Source organism: Streptomyces bacillaris (assembly GCF_003268675.1).
GTDB lineage: Bacteria > Actinomycetota > Actinomycetes > Streptomycetales > Streptomycetaceae > Streptomyces > Streptomyces bacillaris.
In genome coordinates this window covers 6,860,571-6,887,042 of the sequence record NZ_CP029378.1, presented here as the reverse complement: position 1 = coordinate 6,887,042, position 26,472 = coordinate 6,860,571, and the positions used below count along the sequence as shown (strand labels likewise).

Sequence of the window (26,472 nt, the reverse complement as noted above, 5' to 3'; positions counted from 1 at the left end):
GACACGTCCGGATGATTTTCAGCCGTCCGAACGGGATTTGGTGATGACTTGCCCCGGTATTCCCGGAGATGAAGTTCGCGAAAGCGGCAGAGGATACCCAACGACCCCCCGCCCAGGGGCCCATATCAGTTGGCTGGAATTATTCGTTCCGTAGCCTTCTGGGCCCAGAGGTGGCTTTCAGGGGGAATCTTCGGGGCGGGTGGTTCGTCCATATGTACGGGGTAGACGCACGACGGGGCACGCGCGGCAGTACGAGCTCGTCCGCCCGCGTAGAACCGGCGCAAGCCGGGCAGCCACCCTGAAGTCGGACAGTGGTGGGGAGTTGAAGGACGTGAGCACGCAGGAGCGCGGGAGCGCCGGAGCACCGGTCGGCACCGCGAGCGCGGACGCCGGGGACGAGGCACGGATTCCGCGGCAGTTGTGGGTGGAGGAGCCGGCGGGAAGACGGCGGATGCCGGACGCGGTGCGGACGGCGGCGGTGCGCGCCGTGCTGATCATGGCGCTGACGATCATCCAGGCGGTGATCGCTTTTCTGTGCACGCTGGCCGGCTCCTGGCTGGCCTTCCCGATGGTGCTCAGCAGTGTGGCCAGCACGGTGGTCGCCACCTGGGCGGTGCTGGACGTGTGGGTCACCCGGCAGGTGTGGAACCAGCGGCACGGCGTGGTGTCCGTGCCGAGCAGCACCGCCCGGCAGATGCGCCGGGAGCGGCGGCGGGCCCAGCGGGCGGCGCGAGCGGCGGAGCGGGACGAGGCGGACGGCAGGATACGCGGGCGGCGCGGGGCCGGTGATCTCTCGCGGGCGTGAGCTTCCCGGGTGCGGTCTTGGCCGGGCGTGGTCTCTCGCGGGCGTAAGGCCGCATCGCCGTACCGCAGGCCCGATGAGAGGCCATCGGGCCTGCGCGAGGCGGACGTTGCCCCCCGCACCGGGGGCTGCGGTGTCACGGCCGGGCGTCATGCCTCGGGTTGCCGCGCCCCGGCCGGGCGTCACGCCTCCGACTGCGGCTGCGGCTCCTCGCTCTGCGGTGCGCTCCGCTTGAACATGCGGGTCGCCGTGATCTCGCCGTGGACCGTCTCGCCCTCCGGGTCCTGCTGGGGCAGCCCGGGGCGCAGGTGCTCCTCCACGCTGATGTACTTCAGCCCGGCCCGCAGGTCCGCGTCGTTACGCAGGCGGATGACCAGCGGGAATTCGGCGAGCGCGGTCGTGTCGAAGAGGCCGGTCGTGTAGAGCAACTGGACGCCCAGCGCGTCGGAGACCGCGCGCTGGAGTTCCAGCAGATACGTGGCGTTGGCCCGGCCGATCGGGTTGTCCAGGAACAGCGTGCCGGCGTGCCGGTGGCGGTCGCGGCCCCGGTCGTTGCTGCGCAGCGCCGCCATCGTGCAGTAGAGGGCGATGGCGGCGGTGAGCAGCTGGCCGCCGGAGAAGACGTCGCCCATCTGCCCGACCGGGACCCGCTCGGCGCGGAGCACCGCGTCCGGCTTGAGGATCTCCACGGCGATGCCCTTGGGCCGCAGAGCCGCCTCGACGCCCCGCAGCAGCAGGGACATGCCGTCCCGGCGCAGGTCGGAGTTCTTCTTGAGGGCGGCGCGCGTCGCCTCGTCGATGACCTCACCGAGGCGCTCGGTCAAGGTGGCCTGGTCGGGCTCCTCGAACCGGATCCGGAGGAATTCCTGTCCCGACCACTCCCCCAGCCCCTCGGGGAGCTGCGAGAGCCGCTGGGCGGAGCGGAGCGTGGCGAGGGCCGACTCCACCAGGCCGCGCAGCCGGTCGACGATGGAGTCGCGGTTGCGCTCCAGCTGGACCAGCTCGTCGGTGAGGACGCGGAGCCGGGGGGCGAAGGCGTCGGCCCACTTCTGGGCGTGCTCCGGGAGCGCCGACGCGGGCAGTTCGCGGATCTGCTGGCGGGCCGGGGTGCGGACCTGCTCGTAGCGGGTGGAGTTGGCGTGCCGTACGAGGACGTCGCTCGCTTCCCGTACGGCGCTCTCGGCGGCCGAGAGGTCGGTGGCGCAGCCGCGCAGGGAGCGGCGGGCCTCGGCGGCGGAGTGCCGGGCCTCCTCCAGGGTGCCCGGGTACGGCTCGGGGGCCTCGGTGGCCTCCTCCGTACCGTGGTCGCGGAGCAGGTCGCGCAGGAGGGCGGCGGTCTCGTCGAAGCCGCCTGCGGAGTCCTCGGCGGTGCGGTGGGCGTGGAGCAGCTCGCTGTGGGCGGCGCGGGCGGTCTCCAGGGCTGCGGTGGCGGCGGCCAGCTCGGCGGTGGCCGTCCGCAGGAAGGCCTGGGCCTGTTCGGCGTCGGCGGGGACCAGTTCGTCGGGCAGCTCGGTGTGGTGCGGCCGCTCGTCGTCGGGGGCCAGCCGCTCGGCCTCGCCCCGGAACCGGCCCAGTTGCTCGCTGGCGGTGGAGGCCCGGGTCTCCAGGAGCTGTACGTGGGACTCGGCGCGGGCGGCCGCCGCCTGGCGGGAGGGGCCGTCGGCGCCGTCGGTGCCTTCCAGGAGCTGGGCGGCGCGGGTGCGGACCTTGTTGGTGAGCCGGTCCAGCTCCGCGAGGGCGGCGCTCTCGTCGCTCTCGGCGCGGGCCTGCTCGGCGCGGAGGTCGGCGCCGACGCCGACCTTCTCGTACAGCTGGGATGCGGCCCGGTAGGCCTCGCGGAGGGTGGGCAGCGCCGTGCGGGGTTTGGTCGCGTCGGGCTCCGGGAGGGTCTCCGGGGCCCCGGCGATCTCGGCGCGTTCGGCGCGCAGGGCGCGGGCGGTGCGGCGGGCGTCGTCCCCGGCGCGCTGGGCGGCCCGGCGGTCCTCGTCGGCGGAGCGGGCCAGGTCCAGGCAGACGGCGGCGCGGGCCTCGGCCTCGGCGGCCTCGTCGGCCAGTTCGCGGAGGCGGACCTGCCAGCGGGCCCGCTCCCGCAGCCGGTGTGCGAGCCCGGCCAGCGCGTCGGCGACCCGGCGGGCGCGCTGGGCGGCCTCCTGGCGCTCGTCGCGGACGCGGGCGGTGTCGGCGGCGGCCTCGTCCGCCTCGGCGCGAGCGGTACGGGCCTCCGCGAGGGCGGCTTCGGCACTCTGGGCGGCCGTACGCGCGGTGGCGGCGGCCTCGGCCAGCTCCGCGAGCATGCCGGGCGGGCAGTCGGCGCGCCAGGAGCCGATGCGGGCGGCGAGGGCGCGGTCGCCGGAGAGCCGGGCGGCGAGCGTCCGGATGTCCTCGTCGCGGGCGGCGGCGCGGGACCGCAGGGCGTGACGCTCCTCGTCGGCGGCGTTCTCGTCGTGCATGGCCGGGTTCGGGGGGACGAGGAAGACACCGTCGTGCTGGGCGTCGGAGCCGGTGGCCGGGTCCGGGACGGGGGCGAGGAGGGCGGCGGCGGTGCCGACGGCGACGGCCGAGCGGGGCAACAGGGCCGCGCTGCCCAGGACTTCGCGGGCGCGGGTGTGGGCGTCGGGGTCGGTGATGACGACGCCGTCGACCAGCTCCGGGCGGGCGGCGAGGACGGCGGCGTGGTCGGCCGGGTCGACGGCCTGGGCGAGATAACGCCAGCCGGGCAGGGCGGGGATGCCGTGCTCACCCAGATATTCGACCGTGGCGAGGACGTCGGGGCCCGGGGGCAGCAGCCCGCCCTCACCGAGGGCGCCGAGGATGCGGGCGTCGTCGGCGGCGGCGGTGCGCAGGTCGAAGAGGCGGCGCTCGGCGGCGGCGACGGACTGGTCGAGCAGCTCGCGCAGTTCGTCGGCGCTGCGGTCGAACTCCTCGGCGCTGAGCGGCTGGTGGGCGGGGGCGGGCTGGTCGGCCAGGGCGACCGCGCTGTCCGGGGCCTCCTCCGCCGGGCTCGCTCCGGTGCCGTCGTCGCCCTGCGAAGCCGTACGGGAGGGGGCACCCCGGTCCGGTGCGGACGGCTCGTCGGCCGCTTCCCGGCGGGGGTGCGGGACGCCCGGGCCGGTGGGCAGGCCGAGCAGGTCCGCGAGGCGCGGGTCGGCGGCGATGGAGGCGGCGGCCCTCAGCTCGTCCTCGTAACTCTGCTCCGCCGCCTTGGCCCCGTCGGCGGCGCGGGCGGCGGCCAGTTCGGCGCGGCTCTCGGCGGCGGCCGCCTCACGGGCCTGGTCGGCGGCGGTGCGGGCGGCCTCGCGGGCGGTGTCCCAGGCGGCGACGGCGGCCTGTTCGGCGTCGCTGGCGGCGAGGGCGGCGCGGGCCGGGTCGGCGTCGGGGGCCGTGTTGTCGAGCCACCCGGCCCGGACGGCCTCGCCGGTCTCCTGCTCGACCTCCGCGAGGCGCTGGCGCAGATGGCCGGCCTCGCTGCGGGCGCGCTGGGCCTCGGTGGCGGCGGTGGTGGCGTCGCGGTGGGCGCGCTCGCCGGTCGCCTGGAGGGTCTCGGCGCGCTCCTCCTGCTCGTTGGCGACGCGCTCGCCGTCCTCGGCGGCGAGGTGCAGCGCCCGTACGAGATCGGCGGCGGCGGTGGCGCGGGCGGCGAGGGCGGGGGCGGCGTCGCGCTCGGCCTCGCGGATGGCGGCGGCGACCCTGGCGGAGCGGTCGGCGGCGGCGCGGTGGCGCAGGACGGCCTCGGCTGCCTGCCAGGCGGCGTGCAGTGTACGGGCCTCGGCCAGCTCCTTGCGTCCGGCGGCCGCGCTCTTCTCGGCTCCGGCGAGGGCCAGGGAGGCGTGGCGGTAGGCGAGTTCGGCGGCGATCAGGGAGCGGCGGCCGCGGGCGGTCTCGGCCTCGGTGACGGTGTGGGCGGCGGCGGTGACCCGCTCGGCCAGCTCGGCGGTGCGGCCGCGCTCCTCGGCGGCGCGGGCGGAGAGGCGGCGGGCCAGGGTGCGGGTGCGGCGCTCGGCTGCGGCGTGGATGTCGCGGGCGCGGGCGCGGGCGCCGGTGGCCTCGACGATCCGGCCGAGGAGGTCCACGGAGCCCGCGGTGAAGTCGCGTTCGGCGGTCAGCTCGGCGCGGCGGCCCAGCTTGTTGCCGAAGCCGCTGACCAGGTCGGCCAGGCCGTCGGTGTCGCGGGTGTCGGTGACGGCGCGGAGCAGCAGGTCGGTGAAGTCGGAGTCCTTCTTGACCGCGAAGAGCCCGGCGGCCTCGCCCTCGTCGGCGTTCATCTCGCGCTGGTAGCGGAAGAGTTCGGGGTCGAGTCCGAGGTCACCGAGGTGTTCGTTCCAGCGGTCGTGGATCTCTTCCCAGTGCACGTCGAGGTGCTGGTAGAACTTGCCCGCGTCCACCAGGGCGTCGCGGAACCCCTTCATGGTGCGGCGCCTGCCCCGGGCGCCGGAGACCCCTTCGGCGGGGCGGCCGACGGCGGTGGCCTCCGCGACGGGCAGGCTGTCCAGGCTGAGCCCGGGGCCGGGGCGGAAGGAGTACCACGCCTCCGCGAACTTCCGGGGGTCGTTGGAGACCTGCCGCCCGCGCCACTCGCTGACCTTGCCCACGACGACGCATTCGCCGGTCAGGGTGTGCTGCCACTCCAGGGCGACATGGCCGCAGTCGTCCGCGAGCAGGAACTTGCGGAGCACGCCGGAGCTGGCGCCGCCGAGGGTGTTGCGGTGGCCGGGGAGCATCACCGAGAAGATCAGCTTCAGCAGGACGGACTTGCCGCCGCCGTTCTCCAGGAAGAGCACACCCGCCGGGGCGGGGCGGCGCGGCGGGCCGACCGGCTCGTCCTCGAAGAACTCCGCCTGCGCGGGGGCCGGGCTGGGGACGGGTTCACCGACGCCGCGCAGGTCGAGGACGGTGTCGGCGTAGCGCGCACCGGCAGGCCCGATGGAGTAGAGGCGGACCCGGGACAACTCGTACATGGCGGCGGACTCTCGTCGTTCGGAGAAGCGGTGGTGGAGCGGCAGATCTCGAAGGCGGGGCGGGGCAGGTCAGCGCGAAAGCGGGGTGGGGCGGGTCAGGAGGCGTGGAAGGGCAGGCCCGCGTCGGCGGCCAGCTCCAGGTCGTCGGCGTCGGGCGGCGGGAGCAGGGTGGCGGAGCCGTCGGTGACGGGGACGATGCCCAGCTCCAGCAGCTCGGCCATGGCGGCGCTGCCCGCCATGTCGCGGACCTGGAGCTGGTAGCGGGCGGTGGTGCGGTAGGCGCCGCCCGCGTCGTCGCCGGTGCGCTGGAGGAAGCCGGAGTCGGTGAGGAAGGCGACGGCCTTGCCGATGATGCCGGTGGTGGATCCGGCGAGGCGGCGGGCGTCCTTGGTGGCGCCGGTGGCGCTGCGGCGGGCGTAGATGCGCCAGCCGGATTCGAGGCCGGGGGTGTCGGTGGCGGGGTCGGTGTTGTCGCCCTGCTCCTCGGCGCGCTCCTCCAGCCGCTTGCAGGCCTGGCGGACGAAGGCGTCGACGCCGTTGACCGTGATGCGGCCGATGTACGTGTCGTCGGCGAGGTCCTCGGGGCGGGGGAAGGCGAGGGCGGCGACGGCGAGGTGGGCGAGGCCGTGGAGGAAGCGGTCGGCGGCGTCGGAGGAGGCGCGGCGGGCGTAGTCGCCCATGCGGACGGCGAAGACGGAGTCCTCGGCGGCGGTTACGGCCATCCCGGCGCGCGGGGAGACCTCCAGGACGATGAGGCCGAGCCCGGTGGCGACGGCGTCCGCGAGCCGGGCGAAGGCGCTGTCCTCCCGGTAGCGGCGGAGCAGCTCGGCGTACTCGGCGTCGCGGGCGGGCAGCAGCTTGGGCTGGAGGCCGAAGGAGACCAGGCGGGCGGCGTCGGCGGCGTCGGCCGGGGTGACGGGCGCCGATCCGCTGGGCTCGGCGGCGGAGTCGCCCGCGTAGGGGGTGGCGGAGCCCGCGTACGCGGTGGCGGAGGGGCCTGCGTACGAGGTCGGGGAGGCGGCGTGCGCGGAGGGCTCGGTCCACGCGTCGGGGTGCTCGGCGTCGTGGTCGCTCACGGCTGGGACTCCTCGGTACGGAAAGGGTGGTGCGGGTGGAGGGAGCGGGCGGCGGGGGCGGTGGAGGGCGCGGGGCCGGTCATGAGGCCTCCTGGCGGTCCGCGGCCATCCCGGCGGCGTCCAGCAGGGCGGTGCCCACGATCAGGTCGGCGCCGCCGAACTCCGGGTCCTCCAGCTGCGTACCGTCGTCCACCGCGAAGAGCAGACGGCGCTCGCCCTGGCGGTAGGCGGTGCCGACGGGCGGGCTGGCGGCGTGGACGGCGAGCAGGGCGACCAGATACGGCAGGTCGGGGTCGCTGCGGCGGGCCTCCGCGAGCAGCCCGGAGAGCCGGCGCGGGGCGTCGTGCTCCAGGTCGAGCAGGGCCATGGCGCTCGCCAGCTGGGCGTCGCTGAAGCGGCTGTCGTCCGGGGTGGCGATCAGGTCGGGCTCGGGCATCTCCATGCCGAGGTGCTCGCGCTCCAGGGGCGGGGTGAGCAGCATGTCGACCAGGTCCCCGACGCGGACGGAGGTGGGGGTGCGCAGCCCGGTGCCGTGGGCGAAGAAGGCGTCCGTGGCGCGGGTGGACCGCTCGACGGGGAGCGGGAGGAGCGGGGCGAGGAGCTGCCCGTACAGATCGAGGCCCGCGTGGGCGGCGGGGGTGGCGAACGCCTGCCGGTCCTGCTCGGCGCGGAAGAGCGGCCCGGCCTCCAGCAGCCGGGACTGGAGCTGGGTGTGGCGGCGGATGCAGTCCTTGACGATGTCGACCAGCTCGGCGGCGCGGCGCTTGTGCTCGGGGTCCTCGGCCTCGTCGCGCGCCTTGCGGATGTTGGTGAGGATCGCGTTCTCGTGGCGGTAGCGGTCGGCCACGTGGTCCAGGGCCTCGGCGATCATGTCCGGGACGGTGTTGAGCCAGTCGACCGCGCGGACGTTGCGCCGAGTGGCCTCCAGGGTGCGGCGCAGCGTCTCCGCGTACTGCACGGTGCGGTAGCGGGCCTGTTCGGCGGCGAGCTGGGCGTCCGCGAGGCGGCCCCGGCTGATCAGGACCTCCAGCTTGACCTCGGCGGCGATCTGGGCGCTGGTGACATCGGTGTCGAGGGCGCCGACGAGGACGTTGACCGCTTCGTCGGTGGCGCGGAGGTAGACCGTGCCCCCGTAGCCGGGGACCTCCTCGATCAGCTTGAAGTCGTAGTCCCGGCGGATGTAGACGCCGTCGGGGCCGAAGGTGCCGTAGACGGCGCGGAAGCCCCGGTCGACGCTGCCGACGTTGATCAGGTTCTCCAGGACCCAGCGGGCGACCCGCTCGTGCTCGGCGGCGGGGCGGTCGGGGGCCTGGGCGGCGACGCGGGGCAGCAGCTTGGCCACTATCTGGTCGTGGTCGGCCCCGGTGTCGAAGTCCATGTTGAGCGTGACGTGGTCGATCGCGGCGAGGGCGACCTCCGCCATGGTGTAGACCGTGTACTCCCCGGCCAGATTCGCCTTGCGCGCGTCGAGGTCGTGCAGCGGCGCCGTGCAGGCGAGCGCGCGCAGCCGACGTGCGAGCCCCTCGTCGGCGGCGGGGCCCGGGGCAGGCCTCGGCCCCGCGCTGAGCTGCGGCGCAGCGATGTCCGTGTCGGCAGGCGAAGTCACGAGGGACAGATTAGGTCCTCGCACTGACAACGGTCGAAACGGCGTTTATGCGACCGGCGCCGGACGGTACCCCGACGATCGGAGCGCGCCACATCGACGGGACCGCACCAGAACGACCGGACCGCGCCACGACGATACGGAGCTACTCCCCCACCGCCCCGTACCCCCCGCCCCCCGGCGTCCGCACCACCAGCACGTCGCCGGCGGCCAGCTCGGCGGTGTCGCACCCCTCCAGCGGGTCCACCCCGCCGTCCGCCCGCTCGATGTGCTGCTCCCCGAGCGCCCCCGGTCCCCCGCCCCCGGCCCCGTACGGCGGGATCCGGCGGTGCCCGGAGAGCAGCGCCACCGTGACCGGCTCCAGGAAGCGGAGGCGGCGCTCCACTCCCCCGCCGCCGTGCCACCGCCCCGCGCCCCCGCTGCCCTCGCGGACCGTGAAGCTCTCCAGGCGTACGGGCAGCCGCCACTCCAGGATCTCGGGGTCGGTGAGGCGGGAGTTGGTCATATGGGTCTGTACGGCGTCGGTGCCGTCGAAGCCGTCGCCCGCCCCGGAGCCGCTGGCGATGGTCTCGTAGTACTGGACGCGGTCGTTGCCGAAGGTGAGGTTGTTCATGGTGCCGGACCCCTCGGCCTGGCCGCCGAGCGCCCCGTACAGGGCTCCGGTGACCGCCTGGGAGGTCTCCACGTTGCCCGCGACGGTGGCCGCCGGGTAGGCCGGGTCGAGCATCGAGCCGGGCGGGATCCGTACGTCCAGGGGTTTCAGGCAGCCGCTGTTGAGCGGGATGTCCTCCCCCACGAGGGTGCGGAAGACGTAGAGGACGGCGGCCATCACCACCGAGCGGGGTGCGTTGGTGTTGCCGGGCTGCTGCGGGGAGGTGCCGGTGAAGTCGATCACCGCGCTTCGGTCGTCCCGGTCGACGGTGAGCGTCACCCGGATCTCGGCCCCGCCGTCGGTCTCGTAGCGGAAGCTGCCGTCCTGGAGTCCGGCGACGATCCGGCGTACGGACTCCTCCGCGTTGTCCTGGACGTGTCCCATGTAGGCCGTGACGACGTCCGTGCCGAACTGGCCGGCCATGCGGCGGAGTTCCGCGATGCCCTTCTCGTTGGCGGCGATCTGGGCGCGGAGGTCGGCGAGGTTGGTGTCCGGGGAGCGGGAGGGGTACGGGGCGGAGGCGAGGAGTTCACGGGTCTCGGCCTCCCGGAGGTGCCCGTCACGGACCAGGAGCCAGTTGTCGAAGAGCACGCCCTCCTCGTGGACCGTCCGGCTGAAGGCGGGCATGGAGCCGGGGGTGGTGCCGCCGATCTCGGCGTGGTGGCCGCGCGAGGCGACGAGGAACCGGAGCGTCCCCTCGTCGAACACGGGGGTGACCACGGTGACATCGGGGAGGTGGGTGCCGCCGTGGTAGGGGTCGTTGATGGCGTACACGTCCCCGGGCCGCAGGGTGTCCCGGTTGCGCCGGAGCACCTCCTTGATGGACTCCCCCATGGAGCCGAGGTGGACCGGGATGTGCGGGGCGTTGGCGATCAGGTTGCCGTCGGCGTCGAACAGGGCGCAGGAGAAGTCGAGGCGCTCCTTGATGTTGACGGAGTGGGCGGTGTTCTCCAGGCGGACGCCCATCTGCTCGGCGATCGACATGAAGAGGCTGTTGAAGACCTCCAGCATCACGGGGTCCACCCGGGTGCCGACGGCCGTGCGGCCGGGCCGGGGCGTGGCCCGGGTGAGCACCAGGTGGCCGGTGGGGGCGGCGGTCGCCTGCCAGCCGGGGTCGACGACGGTGGTGGCGTCGTCCTCCGCGACGACGGCGGGCCCGGTGACGGTGTCGGTCGGGCGGAGGTCCTCGCGCCGGTGGAGGGGCGCCTGCCGCTCCCGCCCTTCGGCGTACAGGGTCACGGTGGCACGGGGACGGAGGGGGCCCTCGCGCGGTTCGGGGTCGAGGGGGCTCGTGTGATGCTCCCCGGTGGTGCCCGTGGCCTCGACGGAGACGGTCTCGACCACGATCGGCTTCTCCATGGTGAAACCGAACCGGGTGCGGTGCGCGGCGCCGAACTCCTCGCTCATCGCGGCCACGGAGCCCGGCTCCACGGCGAGCGCCGCGTCCGTCCCCGCGTACCGCAGCAGGATCCGGGCCCGCGTGCCGATCGCGGAATCGGGCACTCCGTCGGCCCGCAGGTCGTCCCGGGTCCGGTCGGCCAGCTCCGCGCAGAGTCGCTCGACCCGCTCCCGTACGGTCTCGTCCAGCTCGGCCTCCACGGACTGCTCGCGCATCGCGGTGGCGTCGGCCAGGCCGATGCCGTACGCGGAGAGCACCCCGGCGAGCGGCGGGATCAGGACGGTGTCGATGGACAGGGCGTCGGCGACGGCGCAGACGTGCTGGCCGCCCGCGCCGCCGAAGCCGGTGAGGGCGTAGCGGGTGATGTCGTGGCCGCGCTGCACGGAGATCTTCTTGACGGCGTTGGCCATGTTGAGGACGGCGATCTCCAGGAAGCCCGCCGCCGCATCGGCCTCGGTGGGCCGCTGTCCGGTGGCGCGGCCGATCTCGTCGGCCAGCTCCGCGAACCGTTCGCGTACGACGTCGGCGTCGAGCGGCCGGTCTCCGTCGGGGCCGAAGACTGCGGGGAAGTGGGCGGGCTGGATGCGGCCGAGCATGACGTTGGCGTCGGTGACGGTGAGGGGGCCGCCCTTCCGGTAGCAGGCGGGGCCCGGGTCGGCGCCCGCGGAGTCGGGGCCGACCCGGTAGCGGCGGCCGTCGAAGTGGAGCAGGGAGCCGCCGCCCGCCGCGACGGTGTGGATGCTCATCATCGGGGCGCGCATCCGCACCCCGGCGACCTGCGTGCCCAGCTCCCGTTCGAACTCCCCGGCGTAGTGGGACACGTCGGTGGAGGTGCCGCCCATGTCGAAGCCGATGACCCGGTCGTGACCGGCCTGCTGCGAGGTGCGCGCCATGCCGACGACGCCCCCGGCCGGGCCGGAGAGGACGGCGTCCTTGCCCCGGAACGCGGCGGCTTCGCGCAGCCCGCCGTTGGACTGCATGAAGAGCAGCCGGATGCCTTCGAGGCGGGCGGCGACCTCGTCGACGTACCGGCGGAGCACGGGTGAGAGGTAGGCGTCGACGACGGTGGTGTCGCCCCGGGGCACGAGCCTGATCAGCGGGCTGACCTCGTGGGAGGTGCTGACCTGGGTGAACCCGGCCTCGCGGGCCGCTTCCGCGACGGCCTGTTCGTGGGCGGGGTGGCGGTAGCCGTGCAGGAGGACGACGGCGGCGCTGCGCAGCCCGGCGGCGTGGGCGGCACGCAACTGCTCGCGTACGGCGTCGAGTTCGAGGGGCCGTACGGTGCGGCCTTCGGCGTCGGTCCGTTCGGGGACCTCGATCACGCGCTCGTGGACGGGCTCCGGGAGGACGATGTGGCGGTCGAAGAGCCGGGGGCGGTTCTGGTACGCGATCCGCAGCGCGTCCCGGAAGCCCTCGGTGATGAGCAGGACGGTGGGCTCGCCGCGCCGCTCCAGGAGGGCGTTGGTGGCGACGGTGGTGCCCATGCGGACGGCGGCGACCCGGTCGGCGGGCACCGGCTCGCCGTCGCGGAGGCCCAGCAGCAGTCGGATTCCGGCCACGGCTGCGTCGTCGTAGCGCCCGGGGTCGTGGGAGAGGAGCTTGCGGGTGACCAGCCGGCCGTCGGGGCGGCGGCCCACGACGTCGGTGAAGGTGCCGCCCCGGTCGATCCAGAACTCCCAGCGTCCGGTCATGGCGCCATTCTGTGCCCGCGGGCGCGAACCCGCAGGCAGAGCCGGGGCCCCGGGGAACCCCTACTCCTCGAAGAGCGCCGCCAGCCGGGGCAGCCGGCGGCGCGTGGCCTCGGCGTCCTCCACGTCCCAGGTCTCCCCGCCGGGCTCCCGGGTCGGTATCCGGCCACCGAGGGCCGTCTCCACGGCGGCGTGGAATCCGTCGGGCGCGCCCCCGGCGCGCGCGTACGCCTCCCTGACCGGTCCCTCCAGCGTCTCGTAGCCGATCCAGCCGCGCTCGCCCCGGCTCATCCGGACCACGACGGGCAGCTCCGCCAGGGAGTCGGGGTCTGCCACCGCGCGGGTGAAGACGTCCCGGCCGAGCAGGGCGAGCCCGTCGCGGAAGTCCATGAAGCCGTCGTCGCCGCAGCCGCCCTCGATGAGATACGCCGCGTTCCACAGGGGCCACCGGTAGGCCGAGGCGGTCACCTCGTGCGCCGTCACGGCGAAGTCCACGATCCGGGCGGGCTCCAGGGCCGCGAGCACCTCGGTCAGCGCGTCGGGCAGGGGGTCGTCGGGCGCGTCCCGGTCGTCCGCCCGGTCCCCGGCCGCCTCGCGGGCCCGTTCGACGAGCCCCCACCACTCGTTGATGTCCATGGTGAGAAGCGTAGGAGGGGGGTCTGACAACGCCCCCTCCCCTCCGCGGACCGCGCGGTCAGAGGGCCGGTGCGTCCGGTCCGATCCGGCTGCGGACCGCCGTCTGCACCTCGGCCTCCTCGGCCGGATCGGCGGCGAGGCGGCGCAGCCGTTCGGCGACGCGGATGTCTCCGGTCTCGGCGTGCAGGGCGGCCACCTCACGGGTGGTCTCCTCGCAGTCCCACAGGCACTCCACCGCGAACCCGGTCGCGAAGGAGGGGTCGGTGGCGGCGAGGGCGCGGGCGGTCCGGCCGCGCAGGTGCGAGGAGGACGTCTCGCGGTAGATGTGGCGCAGTACGGGGGCGGCGCAGGCGATGCCGAGCCGGCCGGCCCCGTCGACCAGGCACCAGAGCCGGGGGGCGTCGGGTCCGTCGCCGCGTACGGCCTCCCGGAGGGCGCCGAGGACTTGGGGAGCGTCCTGGGCGGTGCCCCGGCAGGCGAGGATCCCGGCGGCGGAGGCGCCGAGGGCGTCGGGGCGGCGGGCCCAGCGGCGGGCGCGCTCCACGGCCTCGTCCCCGGTCATCCGCTCGAAGGCGGCGACGGCGGCGTCGGCCACCGTGCGGGCGGGGCCGGTGGCGGCGGTCTCGATGAGGTCGAGGACGGCGGGGTCGGCCGCCTCGGCCAGGTAGTGCAGGGCGGCGCAGCGGGCGCCTTCGGAGCCGTCGCGGGCGGCCCGGAGGATCTGGGGACGGTCCTCGGGTCCGGCGACGGCGGAGAGGCAGCGGGCCGCGGGGACGTGCAGGGCGCTGCCGCGCTCCACGGCCTGCTGGGCCCAGTCGAAGACGGCCTCGACGCTCCAGCCGGGGCGAGGGCCGCCGGAGCGCATCTGGCGCTGCCAGCGGTCGAACGAGCCCTGTTCGGTGGCGGCCCGCACGCGGGCTCCGACCGCTTCGCGCGGGTCGTCGGCCCAGAGCCGCCAGGGGCGCGGCTCGAAGGAGTCGCGGACGGCGGCGGCCAGTGCGACGGTGCCTTCCTCGGTGGCCGGAAAACGCCCCAGGACGGGGAGGGCGAGGGAGCGCAGGCCCGCGTCGTCGTCGCGCAGGGCCAGCTCGTCCAGGGCCCAGGCCCAGTTGGCCCCGGTGGCCGCGTAGCGGCGGAGGAGGGCCAGGGCGTCGTCGCGTCCGTAGGAGGCGAGGTGGCCGAGGACGGAGAGCGCGAGTCCGGTACGGGAGTCGTCGGTGTCCGTGTGGTCGTCGGGGTCACCGAGGTGGCGCTCGATCTCCTCGATACCGCCGTCGAGATCCAGATACAGACGGGCGTAGTAGAGGGAGCGGTTCTCCACCTGCCAGTCGTGCCGGGGGTCGCTCACCACGCAGTGGTTGAGGGCGGCGAGGGCTTCGGGGCGCGGTGCGGCGAGCGCGTGGAGCGTGCCGTCGCCGCGGCCCCTCTGCAGCAGGCCGAGCAGGGTACCGCTCGGCGCTATGAATGGATCGAACATGGGAGAAAGCCTCACATCAAGCTGTCGACGCAACCGGGACTGTGCAGTGCCCCGTGCCGGCGGGCACGAGGGGGGCGTACGGGGACACCCCTACGCCGCGCAGCAACATGATCGGCCGACCGCCGTCTTCCGCTTGGTGTAGAGCATCTTCCTCTGCCTCTCGTCGGTGGCCCGAAACGGACCCGCGACGTCATGATGACCCAGCCATTTCGCCACCGCGACCACATTTACGACGGACCGGTCAGCGGACCCCTCGGCGGACACGCCCGCAGGCGCGCCCGCCGCCCTCTCAACGGGCACCGAAGCGTTCCACCAGGTCGGCCTTGCCGAACATCTGCGCCGTGTCCCGCGCGGAGGGCGTTCCGGCGGCCGGGTCGGCGCCCGCGGCGAGCAGGGCGTCGACGACGGCGTCCTCGCTCTTGAAGACGGCTCCGGCCAGCGGGGTCTGGCCGCGGTCGTTGGCCCGGTCCGGGTCGGCGCCGCGGGCGACGAGGGCGGTGACGGCCTCGGCGTGCCCGTGGTAGGCGGCGAGCATGAGCAGCGTGTCACCCCGGTCGTTGGTGAGGTTGGCGGGGACGCCCGCGTCGACGTACGCGGTGAGCGCCTCGGTCTCGCCGGCGCGGGCCAGGTCGAAGACCTTGGTCGCCAGCTCGACCACCTCGGGATCGGGAGTTTCGCTCATCGCGCGGGCCGCCTTCCTTGACCGTGCGGGCGGCCGGGGCCGCCGTGGTTGACCGGGGGGTGTACGGCGGGGGCCGTACGAGTGAATCGACAGGGTACTGCTCCGGGTCGGACATGACCGGGCCCGGTTGCGGCAAAAGATCACCGCGGGTGGTTCCTGCCCGGCACGGGTGGCGACATACCGCGCGCGGGCCACGGGTTACGCTCCGCCACTCAAGTGAAAAAGCGCTTTATTCACCCAATTGCACCTTTTATCGTATAGATACTTCGCGTGATCCTGGAAGGACTCATGGTGACTGTCCCCTCAACCAGGAGATCCGCTCATGATCCTTTCCATCTCGGGCGTGGTACTGCTCGCCATCGTCGTCTTCCTGTTCTTCAAGAAGGACGGGCTCAAGGCGTCCCACGCCATCGTCTGCGCGCTGTTCGGCTTCTACCTGGCCGGCACCGCGATCGCGCCGAGCATCACGGCAGGCGGGGCGAGCCTCGCCGGTCTGCTGGGCGGGATCAAGTTCTGACGCTCCACGACCGCTCCCACCCCTTCAGGAGACAGCTGTGGCCCGGCGACCACTCCCCCGCATTCTGAGCAGCGGCAGCGCCTCGATCACTCGCAGCAGAGAGATCGCGCGCACGGCCGCCGACAGTGCCACCGATGTGCTCCATCCGCTGATCACGATCGTCCGTGGTCTGCGGCTGCTGGCCGTCTCCGGCCGGCAGAAGTGGGTCGCGACCCCCAAGGAACGGCGTGGTCCCAAGCTGTTCCTGGCCGCGGCCTGCCTGCTCGCCGTGGCGCTCGTGCCGTACGGGCCGATCCTGGCCCTGATCACGGTGATGGGCGCCGCCGCGTGGAAGGGGCGGGAGCGGACCCCCGTGAAGACCGGCCCGGACGAGGCGGAGTCCACCCGGCTGCGCGCCCTGTACGAGGCGCTCGTGCCGTACTTCTCGGTGGCCGACGACCCCGAACCGCTCTTCGCCCACGGCGGCGACTGGGAGAAGGCCTTCTCCGGTTACGCCTTCGACGGCGACGGGCGCCTCACCCGCCTCCAGGTCTCCTACCCGGCGTACTTCACCGACGGCGAGGCCGCCGCGCGGGCCCGGATCGAGCAGCTGCTGCACACCAAGTCGGGGCGCGGCCGCGAGTACCACTTCGCCTGGGACGAGGAGGCAAACCGCCTCGTGATGACCGTGCTCGGCCCGCTCTCCACCTCCGTCGCCGCCCAGCGCTTCGTCACCGCCCCCGGCGAGACGGTCCTCGGCTTCACCGACCCGGACGCGGTACGCCGTACGGTCCCGGTCCGGGACGGCGACACCACCGTGGACGCCGCCCCCGTCGTCTGGCGGACCGGCAACCGCTCCACCGAGCCCCACCTGCTGGCGGTCGGCCAGCCCGGCAGCGGCACCACCACCCTGATCCGCTCCGTCGCCCTCCAGGCCCTCCAGCAGGGCGACGTCCTCGTCGTGGACGGCAGCGGTACGGGTGAGTACGGCGCCCTCGTCGGCCGCACCGGAGTCCTCGCCGTCGAGTCCGGCCTCGGCGGGGCGCTGGCCACCCTGGAGTGGGCGGCCCACGAGACGGAGCGGCGGCTGATCTTCGCCAACCGGGCCCGCCAGGGCGGCCACCCCCTCCCCGAGGACATCAAGCGCCCGCTCTGGATCCTGCTGGACCGCCCCGGCGTCCTCGGCCATCTCGCGGCGGCCGACGGCAGGCCCGACCCGCAGGAGCTGCTCCAGGTGCCGCTGCGGCACGGGCGGGCGGCCGGCGTCACCGTCGTCCTGGCCGACCAGTTCGACGCCCTGGAGACGCTGGGCGAGACCGTACGGACCCACACCCGGGCCCGGGTCGTCCTCGGCCCCGCCTCGCCCGAGCAGATCACCGCCGTGCTGGGCGCCGAGCCGAACACCACCCCGCCGGCGGAGGTCCCGGCGGGACGCGGCTACGCCCGCCTGGGCACCGGGCCGGTGCTGCGGCTCCAGGTCCCGGCGACCCCGGACCCGTACGATGAGGACGCGAGCGAGAGCCACCGGCAGGCGGTGCTCGACGTGCTGCCGGAGCGGCCGGGGGACGAGCGGCCGGTCGCCGCCGCCCCGCGGCCGGACGACGCGCCCGCTGCCGTCGACGCCCACGACGACCGGGACACCACCGAGGTGCCGGTGGCGGTCGAGGCCGTACCGACCGGGCAGCTGGCCAAGGCGAAGGCGGCCATCGCGGAGGGGTGAACGGCCCCGGACACAGAGACAGACGGAGCCAGTACGGGCGGGGAGCGGCCGGAGGACCTGCTCCCCGCCCGTACTCATGCGCCGTGGAACCTCTCAGGCCGCGCAGGTCCGCAGACCCCCGGTTCCCTCAGGCCCGACAAGCCCCTCAGGGCCTTCAGGACCCTCCGCCCCTCAGGCCACGAAGCTCCGCGGTGCGTCCGCCCCCGCGCCCGCACCCGAGCGCACCAGCTCCACCGCCGCCGCGAGCCGGACCGCCGCCTCCTCCGCGACCGGGCCGCCCACCGTGAACGGCAGCCGCACATACCCCTCGAACGCCCCGTCCACCCCGAAGCGCGGCCCCGACGGCACCCGTACGCCGACGCGCTCGCCCGCCACCGCCAGCCGGGAGCCGGAGAGGCCTCCCGTACGCACCCAGAGGGTCAGCCCGCCGCGCGGCACCGCGAACTCCCACTCCGGCAGCTCCCGGCGCACCGCCGCGATCAGCTGGTCGCGGTTCTCCCGTGCCTGGTCGCGCCGCATCTCCACCGCCTGCTCCCAGCCGCCCGTGCCCATCAGCCAGTTGATGGCGAGCTGTTCCAGGACCGGGGTGCCCATGTCCGCGTAGGCGCGGGCGGAGACCAGGGAGCGGATGACGTCGGGGGCCGCCCGGACCCAGCCGATCCGCATCCCGGCCCAGAACGCCTTGCTGGCCGAGCCGACGGTGAGCACCGTGCTGCCCGCCGGGTCGAAGGCGCAGACCCGGCGGGGCATGGCGACGTCGGCATCGAGGCGGAGTTCGGTCATGGTCTCGTCGACGACCAGGACGGTGCCGGCCGAGCGGGCGGCGTCGACCAGGTCGCGGCGCTGCTGCTCGTCCGCGAGCGCGCCCGTCGGGTTGTGGAAGTCGGCCACCACATAGGCGAGCCGGGGCGCCGAGTCGCGCAGCACCTGGCGCCACCGGTTCATGTCCCAGCCGCCGATGCCCTCCTCCATCGCGACCGGCACGAGCCGGGCACCCGCCTCGCGCATCAGCTGGAGAATGTTGGCGTAACTGGGGGACTCGACCGCGATCCGCTCGCCGCGGCCCGCGAAGAGGTGACAGATGGCGTCGATGGCGCCCATCGCCCCGGTGGTGACCATGATCTGTTCGGGCATGGTCGGGATGCCGAGTGCCGTGTAGCGCTCGGCGATCATCTGCCGCAGGGCGGGCAGCCCGGCCGGGTAGTCGCCGTGCGTGTGGGCGTACGGGGGCAGTTCCTCGACCGCCCCCTGGAAGGCCCGGGTCAGCCAGGGCTCGGGGGCGGGCAGGGAGGCGCAGCCCAGGTCGATCATCGAGCCGAGCGACTCCGGGGGCAGCGGTTCCAGGCCCCGGGCGGGCAGCGGGTTGCCGGCCGGGACGGCGGTCCAGCTGCCCGCCCCGCGCCGCGACTCCAGGAACCCTTCCGCGCGCAGCGCCTCGTAGGCGGCGGCGACGGTGGTGCGGCTGACGGAGAGGGCGAGGGCCAGTTCGCGTTCGGCGGGCAGCCGGGCGGCGACCGGGACCCGGCCCTCCAGCACCAGGAGCCGTACACCGTCGGCCAGCGCGCGGTAGGCGGGCGGCTTCCGTCCGCCGGGTCCGGTGGGCCGGGGCTGCTGGGCCTGGAGCTGCCGGGCGAGCTGGGCCGCCCCCACGGTCGAAGTCCACTGCGCCATCGAAATCAGTCCACCTTCCTCGAATTGGCCATGTCTGGTGGCCGATCCCCTGCCACAGAGTGACACGCAGCAGTCCACTACCACCACACCAGGGGGCAACGCGTGTCCAGGACCACCGCCCGGAGCACCACTCACCTGACCCGGCGGCTGGCCCAGCTGTACGCCGGTCTGACGCTGTACGGGGCGAGTTCGGCGCTGCTGGTCCGCGCCGAACTCGGTCTGGAGCCGTGGGGCGTCCTGCACCAGGGCCTCGCGGAGCTGACCGGCATCTCGATCGGGGTCGTCTCGATCATCGTGGGCGCGATCGTGCTGCTGCTCTGGATCCCGATGCGGCAGCGACCGGGGCTCGGCACGGTCTCGAACGTCTTCGTGGTGGGCCTGGCGATGGACGGGACACTCGCCCTGGTCGGGGAGGTGGACGGCCTCGGGGCCCGGATACCGGTGATGGTCCTGGGGATCGTGCTCAACGGGGTGGCGACCGGCCTCTACATCGCGGCCCGCTTCGGCCCGGGCCCGCGCGACGGGCTGATGACCGGGCTGAACCGGGTCACGGGCCGCTCGATCCGGCTGGTCCGTACGGCGATCGAGGTGGCCGTCGTCGTCACCGGCTTCCTGCTCGGCGGCTCGCTCGGGGCCGGTACGGTCCTGTACGCACTGGCGATCGGCCCGCTGGCCCAGCTCTTCCTGCGGGTCTTCCAGCTCCCGGCGCCCACCACGCCAACTACCGGGTCGGCGGACCCCGCTCTCCCCACGTCCACGACGGCGGCCACCCCCACGCCGCCCGCCGGACCCGCCCCTGTTGCCACCCCTCCATCCGGGCAGGCCATACTGCCGCAGTGAAACCGAGCCGCCACCCCTATCTCGACCACGCGACACCCCTCGCCTTCGCCCACCGCGGCGGGGCGGCGGACGGCGTGGAGAACACCGCGGCCGCCTTCCGCCGGGCGGCCGCGGCGGGCTACCGCTACTTCGAGACCGACGTCCACACCACGGCGGACGGCCGCCTCGTCGCCTTCCACGACGCCACGCTGGACCGGGTCACCGACGCCACCGGCGCCATCTCCACCCTGCCGTGGAGCGAGGTGCGCCGGGCCAGGGTCGGCGGCACCGAACCCCTCCCCCTCTTCGAGGAGCTGCTGGAGGAGTTCCCCGAGGCCCGCTGGAACGTGGACCTCAAGGCGGAACCGGCCCTGGAACCCCTCCTGGAGCTGATCCGCCGGACCGACGCCTGGGACCGGGTCTGCGTCGGCTCGTTCTCCGAGGCCCGGGTCGCCCGCGCCCACCGCCTGGCGGGCCCGCGCCTGGCCACCTCGTACGGGGTGCGCGGCGTCCTGGGGCTGCGGCTGCGCTCCTGGGGCATCCCGGCGGCGCTGCGTACGGGGGCGGTCTGCGCGCAGGTCCCGGAGCGCCAGGGCGGCATCCCGGTGGTCGACGCCCGCTTCGTCCGCACCGCGCACGCGCTGGGGCTCCAGGTGCACGTCTGGACGGTCAACGAACCGGAACGAATGGCGGCCCTCCTGGACCTCGGGGTGGATGGCATCATGACCGATCACATCGAGACGCTGCGTACGGTGCTGAGCGAGCGGGGGGCCTGGTCCTGACGCCGGGTCCGTCCGCGTCCGCACGCGAGAACCGAGGGGGCGCGGGTTGAGCACCGGCACCACAGGAACAGCCGAACCGGCCGGCCGGCCGCCGGGCGACGGGACGCCGAGCGCCCGCAGGCGGGAACAGCGCGGCTGGTACTTCTACGACTTCGCCTGTTCCGTCTACTCCACCAGCGTGCTGACCGTCTTCCTCGGTCCCTATCTGACGTCGATCGCCAAGGCGGCGGCCGACCCCGACGGTTTCGTCCACCCGCTGGGCATCCCCGTGCGCGCGGGCTCGCTCTTCGCGTACTCCGTCTCGGCCTCCATCGTCGTGGCCGTGATCCTGATGCCGATCGTGGGCGCGGCGGCGGACCGTACGGGACGGAAGAAGCCCCTGCTGGCAGCGGCCGCGTACACGGGGGCCGCGGCGACCGCCGGGATGTTCTTCCTGGACGGCCACCGCTATCTGCTGGGCGCGTTCCTGCTGATCGTGGCGAACGCGTCGATCTCGGTGTCGATGGTCCTGTACAACGCCTATCTGCCGCAGATCGCCACCCCCGAGGAGCGCGACGCGGTCTCCTCGCGCGGCTGGGCCTTCGGCTACACCTCGGGCGCCCTGGTGCTCGTGCTCAACCTGATCCTCTACACCGGCCACGAGTCCTTCGGGCTGGCGGAGTCCGACGCGGTACGGATCTGTCTGGCGTCGGCGGGTGTGTGGTGGGGCGCGTTCACCCTCGTACCGCTGCGCAGGCTGCGCGACCGGCGGGTGGCACCGGACGGGGAGGGGGCGGTCGGCTCCGGCTGGAAGCAGCTGATGGCGACCCTCAAGGACATGCGGCGCCATCCGCTGACGCTCTCGTTCCTGCTCGCCTATCTCGTCTACAACGACGGGATCCAGACGGTGATCTCCCAGGCGTCCCTGTACGGCTCCGAGGAGCTGGGGCTCGACCAGTCGACCCTGATCGTCGCCGTGCTGCTGGTGCAGGTCCTGGCGGTGGCGGGGGCGCTCGGGATGGGCCGGCTCGCCCGGGTGTACGGCGCCAAGCGCACGATCCTGGGGTCGCTCGTCGTATGGACCGCGATCCTGGTCGCCGCCTATCTGCTGCCCTCCGACGCGCCCGTCTTCTTCTTCGTTCTCGCGACGGCCATCGGACTGGTGCTGGGCGGCAGCCAGGCCCTGTCCCGTTCGCTCTTCTCCCATCTGGTGCCGCGCGGCAAGGAGGCGGAGTACTTCTCGGCGTACGAGATGAGCGACCGGGGTCTGAGCTGGCTGGGGCCCCTGGTGTTCGGTCTGGCGTACCAGCTGACCGGCAGCTACCGGGAGGCGATCATCTCGCTGATCGTGTTCTTCGCTCTCGGCGCGGTGCTGCTCGCGAGGGTGCCGGTGCGGCGGGCGATCGAGGCCGCGGGCAACCCCGTACCCGGACGGATTTAGACGTTGAAGTCAAAGGCCGGTAGTGTACGCCTTTGGCCTGCCCGGAGGACCGTTACTGCGAGTGGAAGAGGCTCGACCGTTGGGTGACAACACCCACGAGAGGTGACAAACCGGGCAAGGGTGGGTACTCAACCCAGATACAGCAGCGGCACGAACGGGCGACGCATGACCGGCGACGGGAATCTTTGCCACCGACCGGACGTTGACCGGATGACGACGACAGCGACATTTTGTCCTGTGGGCGACAAGCCCGGGAGGCACGATTCATGAGTGAGCGAGCTCTTCGCGGCACGCGACTTGTGGTTACCAGCTACGAGACGGACCGCGGCATCGATCTGGCCCCGCGCCAGGCGGTGGAGTACGCATGCCAGAACGGACATCGGTTCGAGATGCCGTTCTCGGTGGAGGCGGAGATTCCGCCGGAGTGGGAGTGCAAGGCGTGCGGCGCCCAGGCACTCCTGGTGGACGGGGATGGCCCCGAGGAGAAGAAGGGCAAGCCTGCGCGTACGCACTGGGACATGCTCATGGAGCGGCGTACCCGCGAGGAGCTGGAGGAGGTGCTGGCCGAGAGGCTGGCCGTCCTGCGCTCCGGCGCCATGAACATCGCCGTGCACCCGCGGGACAGCAGGAAGTCTGCCTGACCCTCGACCGCGTACCACCGCCGCGTGATCCCGCACTCCGCGGGAGAACGCACCGAGCGCGACAACAGCACAGCATCAGAGCCGCGGGCCGTGACACAGAACATGTGTCACGGCCCGCGGCTCTTGTCACGTGTACCTCTTGTCACGTGTACGGCGCCGCTGCGTGCGGTCTCAGGGGGTGAGCGGCGGGCGCGGGCCCCGGGGGTCGTCGTCGGGACCGGAGGGCCCGGAGGGGGCCGTGTGCCGTCCTCGCGGATGACCTCGCCCTGGACGACCTTTCCGTCCGGCCGGTGGATCCGGGCCTGCTGGAAGGCGTCCGAGAAGCTGCCGGGGGACGCGGCCCGCATCCGGCGCTCCAGGGACTGTTCCGCCCGGCGGCTGATCAGGGTGCGGACCGGGGGCACCAGCAGGAGCAGACCGGCCGCGTCCGAGACCAGGCCGGGGATCAGGAGGAGCAGCCCGCCGAGCATCAGCAGCCCGTTGCCCCGGCTGCCCTTGCCGCCGGCGACCTGCGGGGCCTCGGTGGCGCCGGGCTGCCCCGGCATCTGCTGGAGGGTCTCGGTGAGGTTCTTGAAGGCGCGGCGGCCGGCGCGCTTGATCACCACGGTGCCGAGGACCGCCCCGGCCACCAGGAGCAGCAGGACGGTGAGCCCGTTCGTGGCCGAGGCGACCACGGTCAGGAGCCAGATCTCCAGGACCAGCCAGGCGGCGAGGGCCAGGGGCAGGAATCTGCGGACGCGTGAGCGCCGGGGACGGATCGGGGGCGGGGTGCCGGTCGTCATGCAACCAGTGTGCCCGTACGGAGGTGGAAGCGGCGTAAGGGGGTGATCATGGACCGCCCCGCAGAGCCGTGACCGCGACGCAGAGCCGCGTGACCGTGACCCGGCCCCGTACGGCTGTCGTCGGGTCCGTATGCGCACCGTCAGGCGGTCGTCAGGGTTTCTTGCGGCCCAGGACCTTGTTGGCGCGGGAGCTGATGCCCCAGCCGGTGACCCGCCACAGCGCCTCGACGAGGATGTCCCGGCTCATCTTGGAGTCGCCGACCTCGCGGTCCACGAAGGTGATGGGGACCTCGACGACGTGGTAGCCGGCCTCGACGGAGCGGCGGGCCAGGTCCACCTGGAAGCAGTACCCCTGCGAGGCGACCTCGTCGAGTCCGAGGCCCTTGAGGGTCTCGGTGCGGAAGGCGCGGTAGCCGCCGGTGACGTCGCGGACGGAGAGGCCGAGGGCGAGGCGCGAGTAGAGGCTGCCGCCCCGGGAGATGACCTCGCGGCTCTTGGGCCAGTTGACCACCCGGCCGCCGGGCACCCAGCGGGAGCCGAGGACGAGGTCGGCGCCCTTGAGCGCGGTGAGCAGCCGGGGCAGCTCCTCGGGCTGGTGGGAGCCGTCGGCGTCCATCTCGACGAGGACGCCGTAGCCGTGCTCGGTGCCCCAGGCGAAGCCCGCGAGATAGGCGGCGCCGAGCCCTTCCTTGCCCTTGCGGTGCAGGACGTGGACCTGGTCGTCGGCGGCGGCGATCTCGTCGGCCGCCTTGCCCGTGCCGTCGGGGCTGTTGTCGTCGGCCACCAGGATGTCGGCATCCGGCACGGCCGTGCGCACCCGGTCGACGATCGGCCCGATGTTCTCGACCTCGTTGTAGGTCGGGATGATCACCAGCACCTTGCCGAGCGGGCCGAACTGCCTCTGACCGCCGTCGTTCACTACTGCCCCTTAGAGTCCGTACACAGAGGGACACCATATCCAGCGCACAGCCACCGGAGCCCTACGCGGTGGTGTCTCGCGTGGCACAGGCCGGGCAGATGGACGGAACTGCGGACAGAACCGGGGCGGAACCACGGATCCACGCGTGGCCGGATGTGCGGACGGAGCTGCGGATCGGGGCCCGGCGCCCTTCGGGCCGACCTGGGACCCGCTGGCTGCGGGTCGACCGAGAGCCGTTGTCTACTGAACGTCCGGGCCCCACCCGGGTCGCACCCTCCGTCCGGCCGAAACCTTCCCTCGCCCCCGAGGCGCGGGCGCTGAACCTGGCTGTCAGTGGCGGTGCGCCGGTGCGGCACACCACCCCATGACCCAGCGGCGTTCGACGACTGCGTGGAGGTTCGACCGGTCGGACGTCCTGTGGTGGACCCGGCCGAACCTACCGGCCCGTGGGCGCGTTCTGTCAACACCCGCGCGACCTGCGGCTTTTGCCCAAATTACCTGGTCAGTGCCGGGGATGCGCAGGTCGTGCACGCGTGCGCGAGCCATCGATCGGCGGTACGGAATCCGCCGACGTCACTCGTTCGGGCGTACGTAGACCGTTTGTCCGGAGACCACCGTCCGCAGGCAGACCGGCAGTTCGGCGCCGGGGGTCAGATCCGGCAGACCGGGTGTGCCGGAGCGCGGGTCGGTGGACCAGCGGGCGACCCGGTCGTCGGGGGCCTGGACCAGGAGTTCGGCGGTCCGCCAGACGGCGTAGTCGGCCGGGGCGCCCGGCACCAGGAGCCCGGCGTCGTCGCGGCCGACGGCCCGCCAGCCGCCCCGGGTGTGGGCGGTGAACCCGGCCCGGACGGAGATCCGGTGCTCGGGGGTGCGGTGGTGGGCGGCGGCCCGCACGGTGCCCCAGGGGTCGAGCGGGGTGACCGGGCTGTCGGAGCCGAAGGCGAGCGGGACCCCGGCGCGCAGGAGGGCCGCGTACGGGTTCAGGGTGGCCGCCCGCTCCGCGCCCAGGCGCTGGGCGTACATGCCCTCCGGGCCGCCCCAGGCTGCGTCGAAGGCGGGCTGGACGGAGGCGGTGAGGCCCAGTTCGGCGAAGGCGGCGATGGTCTCGGGGGTGAGCATCTCGGCGTGCTCGACGCGGTGGCGGGCGGAGCGGATCCGGGGCAGGCCCAGCGTCTCGGCGGCGGCCCGGACGCCCGCCACGACGGCGGTGACGGCCGCGTCCCCGATGGCGTGGAACCCCGCCTGGAGGCCGGCCTCGGTGCAGGCGGTGACATGGGCGGCGATCCGGGCGGCGTCCAGGTGGGCGGTGCCGGTGCCCTGCCCATCGGCGTACGGCTGGTGGAGGCAGGCGGTGTGCGAGCCGAGGGAGCCGTCCACGAAGAGGTCGCCGGCCGCGCCGATCGCGCCCAGCTCCCGGATGCGGCGGGCGCCCTTCTCGTCCGCGATCTCCTCGGCCCAGAGGCCGAAGACCCGGGGGCCGGGCCGCTCGGCGGCGAGGGCGAGGAGCGCGGTGAAGTCCTCCTCGTCGGAGATCTCGGGCCCGCCGCACTCGTGGAGGGTGCCGATGCCGAGGGAGGCGGCGTGGTCGAGTGCGGCGCGCTGGGCGGCGGTCCGCTGGGCGGGGGTGAGGGCGGCGTGCGCGGCGGCCCGTACGGCGTGGTGGGCGTCGCCGGTCAGGGGGGCGTCGGGGTGGTATCCGGCCAGCCCGGTGACGCCCGGGACGAGGTCCAGCAGGGCGGTGGTGACGACGGCGGAGTGCACGTCGATCCGGGGCAGGTAGAGGGCCCGGCCGCCGGCCGCCTCGTCGAGTTCGGCGCGCGAGGGGTGGCGCTGCTCGGGCCACCGCGCGGCGTCCCAGCCGTGGCCGAGCAGGACGTCCCCGGCGCCGTGCCGGTTCGCGAACGCACGCACCAGGCCGAGGGCTTCGGGGAGCGTACGGGCGCCGGAGAGGTCGAGGCCGGTGAGGGCCAGACCGGTCGCGGTGGTGTGCACATGGGCGTCGGTGAACGCCGGGGTGACCAGGGCGCCTTCCAGGTCGACGACCTCGTCGACGCCGGTCGCGAAGGCATCGGCGGCCCCTTCGGAGCCCACCCAGGCGACCTGCCCGCGCTCCACCACCATCGCGGTGGCGAACGGGTCGGCGGGACTGTGGACGTCTCCCCCGCGCAGCAGCAGGGTGCGGTGGTCGGGGGCGCTCTGGAAGGCGGTGCTCTCGGTCATGGGACCAGTCTCGCGCCTGCCGGGAGGCGCCC

Annotated in this window: 17 protein-coding genes and 1 pseudogene; 7 read left to right on the top strand and 11 right to left on the bottom strand. The window is 74.1% G+C overall.

The features are described from left to right. The first annotated feature begins 451 nt into the window (after positions 1–451). Positions 452–805: a hypothetical protein gene (locus tag DJ476_RS30050; protein WP_053562038.1), complete on the top strand. Its 354-nt coding sequence runs from the start codon at positions 452–454 to the stop codon at positions 803–805. A gap of 179 nt (positions 806–984) precedes the next feature. Here DJ476_RS30050 and DJ476_RS30045 read toward each other — a convergent pair whose 3' ends face one another. From DJ476_RS30045 to DJ476_RS30010, 7 genes are all read right to left on the bottom strand, one after another. Continuing rightward, entirely contained in the window at positions 985–5,757 is a 4,773-nt protein-coding gene (locus tag DJ476_RS30045; protein ID WP_112491965.1) for a coiled-coil domain-containing protein, read from the bottom strand. A gap of 95 nt (positions 5,758–5,852) precedes the next feature. Further along, positions 5,853–6,833, bottom strand: coding sequence for a hypothetical protein (locus DJ476_RS30040; protein WP_112491964.1), 981 nt, complete (start codon positions 6,831–6,833; stop codon positions 5,853–5,855). A gap of 79 nt (positions 6,834–6,912) precedes the next feature. Next, positions 6,913–8,439, bottom strand: a complete 1,527-nt coding sequence (locus DJ476_RS30035) for a hypothetical protein (RefSeq protein ID WP_112491963.1) — start codon at positions 8,437–8,439, stop codon at positions 6,913–6,915. Between the two features lie 142 nt (positions 8,440–8,581). Next, entirely contained in the window at positions 8,582–12,178 is a 3,597-nt protein-coding gene (locus DJ476_RS30030) for a hydantoinase B/oxoprolinase family protein (RefSeq protein ID WP_112491962.1), read from the bottom strand. Positions 12,179–12,238: 60 nt separating this feature from the next. Continuing rightward, the gene (locus DJ476_RS30025; protein ID WP_112491961.1) at positions 12,239–12,811 is read right to left on the bottom strand and encodes a DUF4240 domain-containing protein; all 573 of its coding nucleotides are present in this window, start codon (positions 12,809–12,811) and stop codon (positions 12,239–12,241) included. Between the two features lie 58 nt (positions 12,812–12,869). Next, positions 12,870–14,288 carry a hypothetical protein gene (locus tag DJ476_RS30020; protein ID WP_103421133.1) on the bottom strand — a complete coding sequence of 473 codons (1,419 nt, stop codon included), beginning with the start codon at positions 14,286–14,288 and terminating at the stop codon, positions 12,870–12,872. A 289-nt stretch (positions 14,289–14,577) separates the two neighbouring features. Beyond that, entirely contained in the window at positions 14,578–14,970 is a 393-nt protein-coding gene (locus DJ476_RS30010; RefSeq protein WP_103421135.1) for an ankyrin repeat domain-containing protein, read from the bottom strand. 322 nt (positions 14,971–15,292) lie between these two features. Here DJ476_RS30010 and DJ476_RS30005 point away from each other — a divergent pair, with 322 nt between their 5' ends. Continuing rightward, positions 15,293–15,487, top strand: a complete 195-nt coding sequence (locus tag DJ476_RS30005; protein ID WP_003970432.1) for a hypothetical protein — start codon at positions 15,293–15,295, stop codon at positions 15,485–15,487. A gap of 37 nt (positions 15,488–15,524) precedes the next feature. Further along, on the top strand, positions 15,525–17,186 hold the full coding sequence (locus DJ476_RS30000) for a hypothetical protein (protein ID WP_103421136.1): 1,662 nt from the start codon (positions 15,525–15,527) through the stop codon (positions 17,184–17,186). A 171-nt stretch (positions 17,187–17,357) separates the two neighbouring features. Here the strand turns inward: DJ476_RS30000 and DJ476_RS29995 are convergent, their stop codons facing one another. Beyond that, positions 17,358–18,857 (bottom strand): SCO1417 family PLP biosynthesis transcription factor, encoded by a 1,500-nt coding sequence (locus DJ476_RS29995; protein WP_070204893.1) that lies wholly within the window; start codon positions 18,855–18,857, stop codon positions 17,358–17,360. Between the two features lie 102 nt (positions 18,858–18,959). On the opposite strand from DJ476_RS29995, the gene yczE reads away from it, so the two are divergent. The 4 genes from yczE to DJ476_RS29975 all read left to right on the top strand — a co-directional run bounded on the left by yczE (position 18,960) and on the right by DJ476_RS29975 (position 22,519). Then, positions 18,960–19,697, top strand: a complete 738-nt coding sequence (yczE, locus tag DJ476_RS29990; RefSeq protein ID WP_112491960.1) for a membrane protein YczE — start codon at positions 18,960–18,962, stop codon at positions 19,695–19,697. Further along, the gene (locus tag DJ476_RS29985; RefSeq protein ID WP_112491959.1) at positions 19,694–20,458 is read left to right on the top strand and encodes a glycerophosphodiester phosphodiesterase; all 765 of its coding nucleotides are present in this window, start codon (positions 19,694–19,696) and stop codon (positions 20,456–20,458) included. The genes yczE and DJ476_RS29985 overlap by 4 nt, the downstream gene beginning before the upstream one ends. Before the next feature lie 46 nt (positions 20,459–20,504). Further along, entirely contained in the window at positions 20,505–21,878 is a 1,374-nt protein-coding gene (locus DJ476_RS29980; protein WP_112491958.1) for an MFS transporter, read from the top strand. 266 nt (positions 21,879–22,144) lie between these two features. Next, positions 22,145–22,519 carry an RNA polymerase-binding protein RbpA gene (locus DJ476_RS29975; protein ID WP_003959706.1) on the top strand — a complete coding sequence of 125 codons (375 nt, stop codon included), beginning with the start codon at positions 22,145–22,147 and terminating at the stop codon, positions 22,517–22,519. A 171-nt stretch (positions 22,520–22,690) separates the two neighbouring features. Here DJ476_RS29975 and fxsA read toward each other — a convergent pair. The 3 genes and pseudogenes from fxsA to DJ476_RS29960 form a co-directional block, all read right to left on the bottom strand. Then, positions 22,691–23,301: pseudogene (gene fxsA / locus DJ476_RS29970) on the bottom strand (FxsA family membrane protein). Between the two features lie 151 nt (positions 23,302–23,452). Further along, positions 23,453–24,220, bottom strand: coding sequence for a polyprenol monophosphomannose synthase (locus DJ476_RS29965; protein WP_019761449.1), 768 nt, complete (start codon positions 24,218–24,220; stop codon positions 23,453–23,455). Between the two features lie 573 nt (positions 24,221–24,793). Beyond that, positions 24,794–26,440 (bottom strand): amidohydrolase, encoded by a 1,647-nt coding sequence (locus tag DJ476_RS29960; RefSeq protein ID WP_112491957.1) that lies wholly within the window; start codon positions 26,438–26,440, stop codon positions 24,794–24,796. Between the last annotated feature and the right edge of the window lie 32 nt (positions 26,441–26,472).